The organism is Tepidibacter hydrothermalis, assembly GCF_029542625.1.
Lineage (GTDB): Bacteria > Bacillota > Clostridia > Peptostreptococcales > Peptostreptococcaceae > Tepidibacter_A > Tepidibacter_A hydrothermalis.
Genome location: NZ_CP120733.1, coordinates 3,446,552 through 3,461,039 on the forward strand (window position 1 = coordinate 3,446,552; position 14,488 = coordinate 3,461,039).

14 protein-coding genes and 1 riboswitch are annotated in these 14,488 nt (G+C 28.2%); of the genes, 4 read left to right on the plus strand and 10 right to left on the minus strand.

What is annotated here, in order from left to right:
• Positions 1 to 111 precede the first annotated feature (111 nt).
• Positions 112 to 280: riboswitch (cobalamin riboswitch) on the minus strand.
• A gap of 58 nt (positions 281 to 338) precedes the next feature.
• Positions 339 to 1,073 (minus strand): DUF1638 domain-containing protein, encoded by a 735-nt coding sequence (locus tag P4S50_RS16265; protein ID WP_277731882.1) that lies wholly within the window; start codon positions 1,071 to 1,073, stop codon positions 339 to 341.
• A gap of 643 nt (positions 1,074 to 1,716) precedes the next feature.
• A complete protein-coding gene (locus P4S50_RS16270) occupies positions 1,717 to 3,453 on the minus strand; it encodes an ASKHA domain-containing protein (RefSeq protein ID WP_277731883.1) in 1,737 nt (578 codons plus the stop codon).
• A 326-nt stretch (positions 3,454 to 3,779) separates the two neighbouring features.
• Between P4S50_RS16270 and P4S50_RS16275 the strand changes: the two genes are divergently transcribed.
• Both P4S50_RS16275 and P4S50_RS16280 read left to right on the plus strand, forming a co-directional pair.
• On the plus strand, positions 3,780 to 4,403 hold the full coding sequence (locus P4S50_RS16275) for a corrinoid protein (RefSeq protein ID WP_277731884.1): 624 nt from the start codon (positions 3,780 to 3,782) through the stop codon (positions 4,401 to 4,403).
• A gap of 79 nt (positions 4,404 to 4,482) precedes the next feature.
• Positions 4,483 to 5,280, plus strand: coding sequence for a methyltetrahydrofolate cobalamin methyltransferase (locus P4S50_RS16280; RefSeq protein ID WP_277731885.1), 798 nt, complete (start codon positions 4,483 to 4,485; stop codon positions 5,278 to 5,280).
• Positions 5,281 to 5,736: 456 nt separating this feature from the next.
• On the opposite strand, the gene P4S50_RS16285 is transcribed toward P4S50_RS16280, so the two are convergent.
• Positions 5,737 to 7,092, minus strand: coding sequence for a DUF6612 family protein (locus tag P4S50_RS16285; protein WP_277731887.1), 1,356 nt, complete (start codon positions 7,090 to 7,092; stop codon positions 5,737 to 5,739).
• Positions 7,093 to 7,269: 177 nt separating this feature from the next.
• On the opposite strand from P4S50_RS16285, the gene P4S50_RS16290 reads away from it, so the two are divergent.
• On the plus strand, positions 7,270 to 7,716 hold the full coding sequence (locus tag P4S50_RS16290; RefSeq protein WP_277731889.1) for a hypothetical protein: 447 nt from the start codon (positions 7,270 to 7,272) through the stop codon (positions 7,714 to 7,716).
• Between the two features lie 141 nt (positions 7,717 to 7,857).
• Here the strand turns inward: P4S50_RS16290 and P4S50_RS16295 are convergent, their stop codons facing one another.
• A complete protein-coding gene (locus P4S50_RS16295) occupies positions 7,858 to 8,805 on the minus strand; it encodes a calcium/sodium antiporter (protein WP_277731891.1) in 948 nt (315 codons plus the stop codon).
• 119 nt (positions 8,806 to 8,924) lie between these two features.
• Positions 8,925 to 9,998: a hypothetical protein gene (locus P4S50_RS16300; RefSeq protein WP_277731892.1), complete on the minus strand. Its 1,074-nt coding sequence runs from the start codon at positions 9,996 to 9,998 to the stop codon at positions 8,925 to 8,927.
• A gap of 399 nt (positions 9,999 to 10,397) precedes the next feature.
• Here P4S50_RS16300 and P4S50_RS16305 point away from each other — a divergent pair, with 399 nt between their 5' ends.
• The gene (locus P4S50_RS16305) at positions 10,398 to 11,123 is read left to right on the plus strand and encodes an HAD family hydrolase (protein ID WP_277731894.1); all 726 of its coding nucleotides are present in this window, start codon (positions 10,398 to 10,400) and stop codon (positions 11,121 to 11,123) included.
• A 284-nt stretch (positions 11,124 to 11,407) separates the two neighbouring features.
• Here the strand turns inward: P4S50_RS16305 and P4S50_RS16310 are convergent, their stop codons facing one another.
• The 5 genes from P4S50_RS16310 to P4S50_RS16330 all read right to left on the minus strand — a co-directional run bounded on the left by P4S50_RS16310 (position 11,408) and on the right by P4S50_RS16330 (position 14,486).
• Positions 11,408 to 11,902: a hypothetical protein gene (locus P4S50_RS16310; RefSeq protein ID WP_277731895.1), complete on the minus strand. Its 495-nt coding sequence runs from the start codon at positions 11,900 to 11,902 to the stop codon at positions 11,408 to 11,410.
• A 9-nt stretch (positions 11,903 to 11,911) separates the two neighbouring features.
• Complete coding sequence (locus P4S50_RS16315; RefSeq protein ID WP_277731897.1) at positions 11,912 to 12,490, minus strand: J domain-containing protein; 579 nt, start codon at positions 12,488 to 12,490, stop codon at positions 11,912 to 11,914.
• Entirely contained in the window at positions 12,474 to 13,316 is an 843-nt protein-coding gene (locus P4S50_RS16320; protein WP_277731898.1) for a DUF5685 family protein, read from the minus strand. Before P4S50_RS16320 ends, P4S50_RS16315 begins: the two co-directional genes overlap by 17 nt.
• Positions 13,317 to 13,418: 102 nt before the next feature.
• Positions 13,419 to 13,670 (minus strand): hypothetical protein, encoded by a 252-nt coding sequence (locus P4S50_RS16325; protein WP_277731899.1) that lies wholly within the window; start codon positions 13,668 to 13,670, stop codon positions 13,419 to 13,421.
• A gap of 21 nt (positions 13,671 to 13,691) precedes the next feature.
• Positions 13,692 to 14,486, minus strand: coding sequence for a hypothetical protein (locus tag P4S50_RS16330; RefSeq protein WP_277731900.1), 795 nt, complete (start codon positions 14,484 to 14,486; stop codon positions 13,692 to 13,694).
• Positions 14,487 to 14,488: the final 2 nt, after the last annotated feature.

Consider the following 14,488-nt stretch of genomic DNA (forward strand, 5'->3'; position numbering starts at 1 on the left):
TCACCCCTTTGTCAAAAAATTCTGCATTTAAAGTTAAAAAAACCTAACCATTTAAGGTTAGGTTTTTATATTCACAATCTAAAATATATTAGCACCCTTCCCTCCGAAGGCTTCCCATTTAATTAATTGAAAAGGTATCCTGACTTAGATTCATCCTACTCCCTTACCTTCCTACAATAAATTGAAGTGGTATAATTTTAGGTTTCGTCTTTCATTACAGTAGCGGGGGCTGTAGAGGATTCTAACCTCTTTCCCTTTCACCAATTAATTTCATATTCTACTTTTTTTCATAATATCATATAGCATATTATTCTTCAATATTTACAAAGCTTTCCCCCTTAACTTTGTACGTATTCGAAGTCGACTACGCTGTCGTCTCCTGTCGAATATATTCTGCTATTTTTCTCAACCACCAAAAAGTCATCTTCATTCCAATACCCATTTATTAAATTCTCTATCATGTCACTATTTCCCTTTATTTCTTCAAAATTCCATTGTCTTTTTTTGGAGATATTTATAACATCATGAGAATAATCTTCTTTTACTAATTTATTGGTTACATATACAGCCTTATCATATCTTTTTATCCATTCGTTAGCTATTTCAGACAAATATTTTGCTCCTTTTTTTCCGTATTTCTGCTCATAGTATTCATAGCTTTCTCCAAGCCCTATACTTTTTAAATCCTGCATATCTTGATTTATTCCATTTTTTTCTATCCATGATGATATATAGTACATAGAATTGGGACTGTCTTCGAAATATTTTTTGTATTTTCTCCTAGACCCCATAAAAAGAGTTATGCAATCATGCACCTTAGGTACTACTATTTTTATATCCTTAGTGTGTATCCCATTAAGTGCATTTCCACAAAGACCAAATCCCATTAATATGTAATCGTATTTAGAAGAATCTACTTTATCAATCTTCTTCTGTATACTCTCCTTCATCTTTTGAGGATACAAATGGTTGTATGAATCCATAAGCTCTATATCCACTATATTGTCACTAAGTGAACTATAATAATAAAAATCCCTAGATAAAACATCGCATATAAGCGCTTTACATCTCATATTTTCTCCCCCATCCCCAAATACTAAATTCAACATATTTGTATAAAAATCTTAAATATCTTCTATTTTTCATTTGTGCAAGTTATCAAAACTATCTATAAAAATACCGCTACTTCAACAATATTTTGAAGAAAACTAAGCTTCTGTAGCTTAAGAATCCTAAAATTTCCGAACTCTCTACGGTCAAACACGCAAATTTCTTAACGGATTATTAAGCGACAAAATCTAAGTTTTATTAGTCAAAATATCTAAAAGCAGTAGCTAACATTTTCATAGACAGTTTTTAGTATTACTCCTTATATTGTAAAATCAACCTTCCCCACTATAAAACAAAGAAGATTTTTTTGTTAAACTTATTAAAATTACATTTTTAACAATAATATAGTTTAAATATTTCAAAATATAAAAACTACACTTACAAAATGAAGGGTATTAAAATGTTAGCAAATGATTTAAATATTTTTGTATAAAACTAGAATTACAGCGTTTGAATATCCGTTAAAAAAGTTCGTTGTCTGACCTATAGGGAGTTTAGAACTTTTAGGGTATTCAATAAGATGTAATCCTTAGTTTTATTAAAAATATTTAACACATGAGCGGTATTTTGATGCCCTTCATTTTGGGCTTAAGCACATGATTTTGGTTATAAATATATATTTTTCAAAAATTCCTCTTGAAAATTTTCATACTTCGCTATATCTACATGCTCTGTATTATTCATATAGTAATTTATATCTTCTTCTAAATTATCATTACAAAGAAATTTTTTAGCTCCTTCTCCTGCTGCATTACCAAGAGATATTATATTATCAGAATCTACATTTGGAATAAGTCCAATCCCTTTTGCACTTTCTTTATTTATAAAATTTCCAAATGCTCCAGCTAAATATATATAATCTAAATCTTGTATACTTATTTTTTGTTTTTCCATAAGTATGTTTATTCCACTTCTTATAGCTGATTTTGCAAGTTGCAACTGCCTAATGTCGTCTTGGGTTATTGATATATTTTCAGTTATTTTAAATTCATACTTTTTATCTTTTTTTAGTACTCTATTCCTCAATTTATCATTTTTTATTTTTTCTGGATTATTTATTTTTCCTGTTTTATTTATTATTCCTGATTTTTTCATTTCACTTACTATATCTACTAATGCAGATCCACATATTCCCCTTGCCTTTTTATTATTTATAGTTTCATATTCTATATCTTCTTTTATATTCAACTTATTTATAGCTCCATCAAATGCCTGCATCCCAAATTTTATATTTGCACCTTCGAAAGCAGGACCAGCTGCCGTTGAACATGCTAATATAGATTTTTTAGTAAACAAAACTATCTCTCCATTCGTTCCAAGATCTATCAATAATATGTTTTTGTCATTGTTTATAAAATCAGCTTCTATCATAGCAGCTACTGTGTCCGATCCTAAAAAACCTGCTATATTAGGCAAAAATATTACAACAGCATTTTTATTCATATTATCAAATGCTATATTACACGCTCTATCGTATAACATCTCTCTATTAATAGGTATAAATGGAATTTTTGATAAAGTATTTAAATTAAGCCCCCAAAATAAATGTGACATAGTAGTATTTCCTACTATTACACATTTATATACTTCTTGTCTGTCTATGTTAAACTGATCCAAAATAAGTCCTATATTATAATCTATCTCTTTTATAATTTTTTGTCTTAATACATCAATTCCTTTTTTATTTTCTATCGTATAGTTAATTCTAGATATAACATCTGAACCATATACTGCCTGGGGATTTTGAAATGACTTAACACTAATTTGTTCCCCTGTATTTAAATTTAGTAAATATACTGCAACAGTTGTTGTCCCTATATCTATTGCAATACCGTATTTTTCATTAAAATAATTATCATTTTTAATATCTATTATTCTATCTTTATATAAAGTAATATTAATACCTTCATTGTAATTTATATTAGATATATTTCTCATCATTTCATTATCTATATATACATTGTTCAATTGCTTTTTTATTATATCTATTACACTTACTCCATTTTCAAGATCTATTTTAATATATTTCTGTTGTATAAAGCTTTTAGTATTATATTTTATTTTTTTTAAATCATTCTTGCATCCGTTTATATCGTAATCTATCTCAACTTCTCCATCTTCGCTCATATATGTTTTGCAAGCAAGTCTTATTCCCTCTTCTATTTCCTTTTTACTCAAATGCTTAATTTCTTCTTCCGTTATATTACTTGTACTATTTTTGATTTTAACCTTGCATTTACCACAAATACCTTTACCCGAACACGGTGCATAAAATGATATGTTTCTTTCTTTTAATCCCTGTAATATATTCTCTCCCTTTTTCATATACACATTTTTTTTCAAATAGCATCGCCCCTAACTTTGCTTTGCAATATGTATATTAATGAATATTAATATATATTACACTTTGTTAAAATCTTTTATAAATCTACATTTGATTCTGAGATCTATAGTATAATGCATTCCAAATCTCAAAATTTAGTAAAAAATGATATTGTTTAATAGAATCTTTTTAATTTATATTTCATATACATTAACATACCATTTTAATATACATTGACATACCATTTTAGCTTTATATAAAAACTAAGAATTTCTAATAACGATAGCTTATCTACAAAAATATAAATATAAGCTTATTAATTCAAATTTTATTAGGGGTGATTTTTATGAGTATATCAAAAGTTTATGATGCAGTTTTGGAATTTGATGATGAATTAGTTATTGAAGCAGTTGAAGAGGAAGTTAACAACGGAACAAATATTTCAAACATACTTAATAACGGACTTATAAATGCTATGGACGAAGTTGGTAGATTATTTAGTGAAGGTGAATTTTTTGTGCCTGAAATGTTAATGGCTGCTCATGCTATGAAGGCTGGTCTTGATGTGTTAAAACCTCATATGAGTGCAGATGACAATGAGTCTAAAGGAACTGTAGTAATTGGATCTGTAAAAGGAGATATGCACGACATAGGGAAAAACCTTGTTGCTATGATGATGGAAGGTGCTGGATTTAAGGTCATAGATATCGGTATAGATGCGGATACTGAAACATTCTTAAATGCTGCAAAAGAACACGGTGCTGATGTTGTATGTATGTCTGCTCTTTTAACTACTACTATGCCTGCTATGTCAGAGATAATAAATAAAATAAAAGAAGAAAAATTAGGATATAAAACTATGGTAGGTGGCGCTCCTGTAACTCAAAAATTTGCTAATCAAATTGGAGCTAGCGGATACAGCGAAGATGCTGCTGAAGCAGTAGAACTTGCTCGTGAATTAGTTAAATAATTGTAAGGGTTCCTTTGGAACCCTTTTTACAAATTTGCTTTATAATTACTAGTAACTAAATTTAAGGGGGAGAATGAATATGATTATTGTTGGTGAGCTTATAAATGCGAGCCGTAAATTAATAGGAAAAGCTATTGAAGAACAAGACTGTGAGTACATAAAAAAAGTTGCTCGCGATCAAGCTGATGCTGGTTCCAATTATATAGATGTAAACGCAGGTATATTCGTAGGTCAGGAACCGGAGTATCTAGAGTGGTTAGTTAAAAATGTTCAAGAAGAAGTAGATATCCCTTGTTGTATAGACTCTCCAGATCCTAATGCTATTGAAAGAGCTTTGAATGTCCATAAAGGCGTTGCTATGATAAACTCTATATCTCTTGAAAAAGATAGACACGATAAAATACTTCCGATAGTTGCAGGAACTGATCTTAAGGTAGTAGCTCTTTGTATGAGCGATGATGGAATGCCTGAAACTACTGATGATAGACTAAAAATAGCTGATAAACTTATAAATGGACTTGTTCAAAACAACGTTCCTTTAGACAATATATATGTAGATCCTCTAGTTCAACCTATAGCTACTAAAGATACATTTGGTGTAGAATTCTTAGATGCTGTAGAAAGTATAATGAATAATTTTAAAGGAGTTCATACAGTATGTGGTCTATCTAATATATCTTATGGTCTTCCAAAGCGTAAATTTATGAACAGTTTATTCGCTACTATGGCTATCTCAAAAGGACTTGATGGTCTTTTAATAAATCCTCTAGATAAGCAAATGATGGCGAATATATTAGTTGCCGAAACTTTAGCGGGAAGAGATCACTTCTGCATGAATTATTTAAAAGGATATAGAAAGAAAAAATTCGAATTTTAAACTAATCTCCCCTTTTATTTAGGGGGAGATTTTTTGATATCTATCCATTATTATATAAGAATCACATGAGTATGGTATTCATTATGGCAACTTGAAAATGGAGGCACAAATTTTATAGCTGATTCTCCTGGTTATATATTGCAAATATTTAAGACTTGATTTTATAATAGAATAACTTACAATTAAAACTTCCTATGAAAATGTTAGTGAATACTTTTAGATATTTTAACTAGTATAACTTAGGTTTTATCGTTTAATAATGCGTTAAGAAATTTATGTGTCTGACCGTAGGGAGTTCGTAAATTTTAGAATTATTAATAAGATAAAGCCTTAGTTATATTCAAAATATCGTTGTATTCACGGTATTTTTATAGGAAGTTTTTGATAAACCACATACAAAAAAATGATGCCTATTAAATTTTAATAAGCATCATTTTTCATTAATCTATTCAGTTTTTATAGATCCATACTCTCTACATCATCTTCACTTATCTCAGGAAACTCTAACTTTTCTCCAAAGTCATGATATTTTGATTCAGCTGTAGCTTTAGTTTCGTTGTTAATTCCCATGAAGTTCATCTTCATATCCATTTCCATTTCCATCTTGTCATACATCTTAGTTTCTTTATCTATATAATATTTACAATTTATATTCATTTCTACATTTTCAATTATAGTATCTATAATTTGTTTTACCATCTCTTGATCATCAGACTCATCTATAAATTCATCTATCTCTTTTTTATCTTTATTTTCTGTCTCTTCAACATTAGCAGCTATTTCATTAGCTTTATCAGCTATCATTTTAACTATTTCTTTAAATGACTCGTCATCTATATCTATAGATACAACATAGTAATCCTTGTCTTCTATTTTCTCATCAGCTTCATATTTAGCATACATACCAAATATATCTAATTGCTCTTTAGTAAGTGTATTAGTGTTCATACTAGATCCCATCATAGATTGTAATTCATTCATCATAGGATTCAGATCCATCTTAGTCCATTTTTCTTGTCCATCAGCTTTAATGTACATTATTCTATCCTTCATATAAACCTCTGAAGTCATATTCATTTCTTCATCTGTTTCAGGATTATTCATAGTAGTAGTATCTTTTGTATATACAGTTTCAGGTGCTTCAAATTGTACTTCTTGAACCTTATTCATATTAATAACTGTATCCTCAATTCCTTCTTCTTCTGATTTTGTAGTGCTTGTAATATCCATATTAGTTGTAGCTTTATATGTTTTTTTCTCAAGCATATTTTGACCAGCTTTATCTAACATATCATATACTGTTAGTCCATCTCTTTTTAATTCTTTATTATAGTAATCAACTGCATTTTTAATCATACTATCACAATTTTCTTTAGTTAAAACCGCACTTGGATCAATGTTTTTGTTTATAATTTTCTTGTCTATACTATAAGCAATATAACATTTAGCCCAATCTGATCCTTTTTCAATCCCTTCAATATCCATTCTTTGAGCAAGCTTTTCTTCACCCATTGCCCTTACTATCATAGTCATAGCCTCTTCGTTAGTAACACATTTATCCGGCTTGAAAAACTCTCCATATCCTGACGATATTTTTTGATCAACTATAGTAGATACATATTTTAAATCTTCTGCTTTGACATCCTTAAAAGAAGATTTACTGTCTTGTACCAATTCAATTTCAAATGAATCAATTATGCTTTTTGATAATTCTATTCTACTTATACTGTCATTTTCTTGAGCCATCGAAACAGTTGTAAAAGACATTAAGATAGACATTACTAAAGTAAATACAATTTTTAAAGTTTTCAACTCAACCCCTCCTTTAAATTTAATTCCATATTTGGAATATATTTATATTACCATATTTTATATTATTTTTATACTCTATTTATTCCTATATAAAATACTTATTTTTGTAACAATTTTCATGTTAAGTAATATATATATATAGAGGAATGAAATATTTTTATCAGGGAGGTCTACCTTATGTATGATTATAGAAAATGTCATAAAAAATATGATGACGATATGGAAATGGATATGAATATGTACAATCCTATGATGGGTATGCAAGCTATGAATCCTATGATGGGTATGTACTGTATGAATCCTATGATGGGCATGCAATCTATGAACCCTATGATGAGTATGCAGTGTATGGATGATACAATGGGTATGAAGGGTATGGATAATAATATGAATATGACATCTCCTATGGGTTATGTAGCATATGTTTACCCTATGGATGCAATGCAAGGTATGCAGGATATGATGGGTATGCAATCTATGAACCCTATGATGGGTATGCAATCTATGCAACCTATGATGGGTATGCAAAGTATGCACGGTATGATGGGTATGCAGAGTATGCACGGTATGCAAAGTATGCATGGTATGATGGATATGGACTACTGTGAAGATGATGATGAGTAAATAAACAGGGGAGCTATCTCGAAATGATTTTAAAAATCATTTTAGAAGTTAGCTCCTTTTCTTTTTATAGTTTAATTTTTAAAAAAAAGAGCTGTCTCGATGTAGAAATTACTTTCTACTTGGAGATAGCATCTTATTATTCTAATTTCTAATTATTATATAACTCATATATCCTATATATAAACATACAAGAAATACTCCTTCTATCCTAAATACAGTTCTTTTAGTTATAGCAAATGTATACGTTATTATAGTAACCAATAGTAAAAATATCATATCTACAAATATAGCCGGATTTATTGGTATAGGTCTTATAGATGATGATATTCCTAAAACAAGAAGAATATTAAATAGATTTGAACCTATAACATTTCCCATAGCTATATCACTTTCATTTTTAAATGCTGCTACAATAGATGTTACAAGCTCTGGAAGAGAAGTTCCTACAGCTACAATAGTAAGTCCCACCAAATTCTTACTCATACCGAAATCTATAGCTATAGATGAACTAGCATCTACTACCCACTCTGCTCCATATATAATTCCTCCAACACCTATAATACTCATAAATACACTTTTACCTAAAGAGGTCTTTTTAGAATCATCCTTATAATCATCTCTTGACATTATAGCCATCTCAATAAGATAATATAAAAATACTAAAAACAGACAAAGAAGTATTAATCCATCAGCCTTTGATATAACATCAACTTTCGCTCCTTGTAGAGTTATATCTGCACACAAAATAAATAATACAATACTAGTCAGTATTGCAAGTGGAAATTCTTTTAATATAGTATTCTTTTGAACCTTCATAGGATTTATTATAGATGATATACCTATAACAAGTAGAAAGTTAAATAGATTAGACCCAACCACATTTCCAAGTGCTATCTCATTAGACCCCTTAAGAGCAGCATTAATACTAACAGCAGCTTCTGGCGCACTAGTTCCAAATGCAACTATAGTAAGACCTATAAGTATAGGAGGTATTTTAAAAGTTTTTGCTATTGATGAAGATCCATCTACAAATAAGTCAGCTCCCTTTATCAAAAACACAAAACCTATTATTAATATAAAATAATTCAAATCTACCCATCCTCTCATTTATACAATCTGTAATATACATATACTATAATATATCAATTCAAAACACAACCGAATTTAAAAAATTCGCTTCATGCTAACGCCTGGCTCATATCGCCAACCTATTCATCTATAAAGTCATAAAAATCATCATATCCCATTTGTGCAAATTCATATATCAAAGAATTTTCGAATTTATATTCACTATCTAAATTTATATATTCACTATATTCTTCTGTAAGTGCTTTTTCTACTTCAAATTTCGTATCATAATCATAAGTAGCAACTACAAGTTGTAAATCATTAATATAATATATAGCATTTATATCGCCACTTATATAGTATACTTCTTTATCAACATGATTGTTGTTTGATTTAAACTCAGTTACTAAAACTCCACTATCAAACTCACTTTTCATAAATTTTGGATTATCATATATAAATTTTTTATAAAATTCATTTTCTATATTATAAACTAGTATATACTCCTCTTTCATCAACTCATTTGAAACAATATTAAAATCTACTTCTTCTTTATCAATGTAAATTATAGACTCTATTTTATAATGTCCATTTGAATCAGATATATTAAAACCTATTTTAGATCTATAATATATATCATCTTCAAATATAAACTCAGATATATATCTATTATTCTTAATAGGGACTACCTTATTTTTAAGAAGTACAGCTTCATTATCCGTAATGTTCATATCATCAATATGATATTTTGAAAAAAAGTTTAGTGCCTCATAATCACCTCCTATTATTCTCATAGTCATATAATTTATAAACTCTACAGGTGTTTCTATTTTCTTTGATATTTTAATAAATAAATTTTCATAATCAACACTATCTATTTTATTTTCTATTATTTCTATATATTCATCTTTATAACCAGGAAACTCTTTATTGTACCTTAAATTTTTATTACCAAAATGATTTACAAGGTACATAGCCTCCTTCTCACTTATAAATATCCTGTCTGAACCAAGTCCTCCCATCAATCTTTCTTCTTCTTCGTATAAAGATCTCTCATCTCCGTTTTTTATAGATACATAATCTGCTATTCCAACTTTTTCTGCATCAAGCAAAAAATATTGATCTAATCTATTATTTCCAATTTGTCGTGCTATTCTGAGTCCCATAGTTCCCATAAGCCTAGAATTAGTAATTTTTGAAAATAAAAAACTCATTTACTCACCTTCTTACATATTATTTACATATTATATTCTAAACATCAATTTTAATTATATAGCTAAATAATCTAAAGTAATATAAATTTTTAATAACAAAATAAATTAATCTTCTTAAATTACTAATAAATATTGTTGAATTTTACATAATAATGTATATAATATTTATAAAGTAAAACTTATAAAGATATATTAAATTAAAATTGATATAATCTATAATTTATATAAAGTGAAACTTAATTCAGATGTAGTTTTTACTCAATTTGAATTTCTAGTTGTATAAGTGCCCTTTTGGGTGAACTAATCCATAAACTGTTAAGTTCTCATCTCCAACCTTAAAAGGATGGAGCTTTAGAAGTTTTAGCTTTTGGATAAAAAATTTTTTAAGGTGGTGACTCAATGAATAAAACAGCAGCTTTTTTCGATATCGATGGCACGTTATATAGAGATTCTTTAATGGTTGAACACTTCAAAAAACTTATAAAATATGATTTAGTGGATCCTTCTGTATGGCATTCTCACGCAAAGAAAACATTTTTAGATTGGGACAAAAGGCAGGGAAATTACGATGATTACTTACTTGAACTTGCCGAAATATATATATCCTCTATAAAAGGTCTTAATAAAAAAGACATAGAATTTACAAGTAATCAAGTTATAACTTTGAAAGCTGAAAGAGTTTATAGATATACTCGTTCAAGAATAAAATGGCATTTAAATGAAGGCCACATAGTTATATTCATATCTGGAAGTCCAGATTTCTTAGTCGAAAAAATGGCTAATAAATATAAGGTTTCTGATTGTGTAGGAAGTGGATATATATTTAAAGACAATAAATTTTCTGGAGATGTTACTCCTATGTGGGATTCAGACAGTAAAAATAAAGCTATCGACACCTTCGTTCAAAAGTATAACCTAGATTTATCAAAATCATATGCTTATGGAGATACTAATGGAGACTTTTCAATGCTAACCAAAGTAGGAAACCCTATAGCTATAAATCCTGCAAAAGAACTTTTATGTAAAATTCAAAATGATGAATACTTATCTAAAACTGCTAAAATAATAGTTGAAAGAAAAGATGTAATATATAATCTAGACCCTACCGTTAGTGTTTCTATATAATTGATTTTATGTGAGTAATCATCATTAGATCTATTTAAACTTTAAGTACTATAATTAAAAAATGAATGTCATTTAAATGTTAGATACTTTTTTGTTAATATTTTTCCATATAACTTAGATTATACCTGCTGAATATACGTTAAGAAACTTTTTTGTCTGACTATAGGGAGTTTAAAAGTTTTAGAATATTCAGTAGGCATAATCTTTAGTTATATAAAAATATTAGCTAAGTATCGGTATTTAAATGGCATTCATTTTTCGCTTAAGAACCAACACAATAAGCTTTATAATCTTATCTTTCCCTTTATCTTATTATAATAATAACTTATAAATAATCCATAAGCATAATCATATATCAAAAATACAACCTGAGCCAAAATAAACACAACAACATTCATCTTAACCGCTGCAAATATTAAGTTCTTAACTGTAAAATACCCTATCATTAAAAGTATATTAAATGATATTAATTTAAGTATGTACTCAAGTAGAATATTTCTATCCTTCTCAATCAAATACTTTACGACTCCATATATTCCAAAAAACAATATATATGGTACTAAATATACTTTATCTAAAATTATGATAACCGACAATAATGCAGATGCTATATAAAATAGTATTCCGCTTTTCAATCCAAATTCTATTATGACCAAAGCAACTGGAAGTGATGCTATTCCTAAAAAAAATAGTCTGTTTCCCGGTACTATACTAGAAAAAAACAACATTATTTGGTTTATTCCTAACAACATTCCCAAAAAACTTATTCTTTTACTCATAATATCCTCCTAACAACAAGCTATCAAATCTCCACCACAACACTCACAACAACAGTCTGCACAGTAAAGAGTTGTACATACATTACACATATCAGTTCCTCCATTATATTCACGAGTTCTAGATGAATAAGCTCTTTGTCTATTGATTATATTATCATGAGCCATTTTGTATTCTCTATTATTTGGCTCCATAAAATGAGCTCTTTTTATAAAGTCAGCTCCCTCATCATAAAGTCCAAGTCTCATAGATGTCAGACCCATAAGATAATACCACTCACTACTTCTATTATTCATATTCGAAAGTATATTTCTAGCTGTTGAAAAATCTCCTCTGTTTATATAATCTCTTACTTCATACAAATTATTACCTGTATTATTATACTGACCACTTCCTGAATTCTCATATCCCTTCATTATACTGTCATATGCTTCATTTATCTCTTTAAATTTTTCTTGTGCTAATTCAGATAGAGGGTTGTTCATATGCTTATCAGGGTGATACTTTTTTGCAAGGTCTCTATAAGCTCTTTTAACTTCTTCTTTAGAAGCATTTTTATTAACACCTAAAACTTCATATGGATTTCTCATCATTATCTCTTCCCTTCATTATGTTAATAAACCTCAAATACATTCCTGAATATATTATGTTTTCAACAATTCCTATGTTCTCACTTAATTCCAACTTATTTATATCCTCTTCTATAAAAGATAGTATAATCAAAATTAGATTCTCAACCTTGTTTTTAAGCTCTTCTTTATTATCTATATAGTTCATAAAAGGATTATATCTTCCTTTTTTTGAATCCTCATCTAAATCCTCATATGCATCTAATATGTATATATATTTTCCTATATTAAATCCTATATTACCTAATATATGTGTATATTCATCTTCTTTATAACGAAATACTTCTCTCATTATATCTCCAAATATATTAGATGTTTTATCTATACACATCGTATTGTTTTTTTCTAATTCATATAATTCTTTTAGTTTACTTTGTATAAACTCTGATTTTTGTTTGTATGTACTATCTGTTTTATTATATACATGACTGTGTATGTAATAAAATAAATAATCCTTTATTCTTTTATCATCATCTACATTATCTTTTAGTTTGTTATGAGTTAATATAATATTCATATTTGCACCATACTCTGTTATCTCATTTACTATCCTCAAATTCTTACTCGCTGGCTTAACTATACACCTTTCCTTAGTTATAGAATTTTTGCTTTTATATATAGATGATAATAATATTATCAAAAATGTTACATCATAATTTAATGAAAGTCTAGATATTTCTCCGAAATTTTCCTTCAAATACTTACAAAGACCACAATAGTATCCTCTGTATTTATAGTATTCTTTCATTTTAAGTTCCATTTTATTTATTCTTACATATCCAAACATTTATATACCTACCTATTTTTATATTTAAATATTATTATACACTCAAAGCTACTTATATACAAAAAAACTCGCACATTAGCACGAGTTTTTCTTGATTTTAAATTATACTGTAGCAGGTACAGTCTGCATCTCTTTTTCTGCTATAAAATCTTCTAATACTTCTTTTGTCTCTACTAATTCTTCTATAGACATAGAAGCATAATTTTTAGTATTATATGATGAAATATTTATTCCTTGATTTCTTAAAAAATCATCTACCTTACATTGATTTTTTTTATAAGCATAATATCCAACTGCACAAACCCCTACACCTACTAATGCTCCTGTTATATGGTCCTTATTAACTGATATCATATTCAACTCTCCCTTTTATATTTAATAATTTTTAATACATTTTGCATATTTACAATTTAGTATTCCTTCACTATACATCCTTCTATTTCTAAATGAAGTATCATTTTTTTGTATGCATTTAGATGCGAATGTCTTAAAAAAATCAACTGCATTGTCTATATTGTCATTTTCTATTATTTCTATATCATAATCTATATCATTTGATTTCTTGTCTCTAACCTCATATACTTTAAGCTTTATTTCATCATAAGTAGGACTTATAATGTGTCTTCCAAATGTGGTAAGCCATGTAAGTGCTGATGAATTTATATAATTTCCTTTAAATACAGAATTTATAAGATACATCACAGATACAACTTCTGGATCAAATGCACCTTTTTTCTTTATTTCCATCCATGCATGATCCATAACTGCTCCCGTAGTACTTCCAACTGCAATCCAGTTAAGCAACTCCTGAACATTTTTATTAGGTCTAATTGCCAGCGAAGCCGAAGCAGCTGCAATAGATATAGCTGCATAAAAAGCTATTTTAGGCATATCTCTTGTAGGATGCTTGCTTATTATATTTATAGGTATTAATCCATATTCTTTAGAAAAAGCAATTGTAATCTTTATGATTACTTCTTCAAGTTCAATCTTTGAATGATCAAAATAAACTAATATGCTCTTAGTTATAGGTGAATACTCAAAAGACTTTATTCCCTGTGTATTCATAATCATATTCCTTACGTTTTCTTCATTTCTAATAGGTAGTGATATTTTTACTCTAACTCTGTTATGCATTTTATGAAGTATAACAATAGATGGATTTACCATAT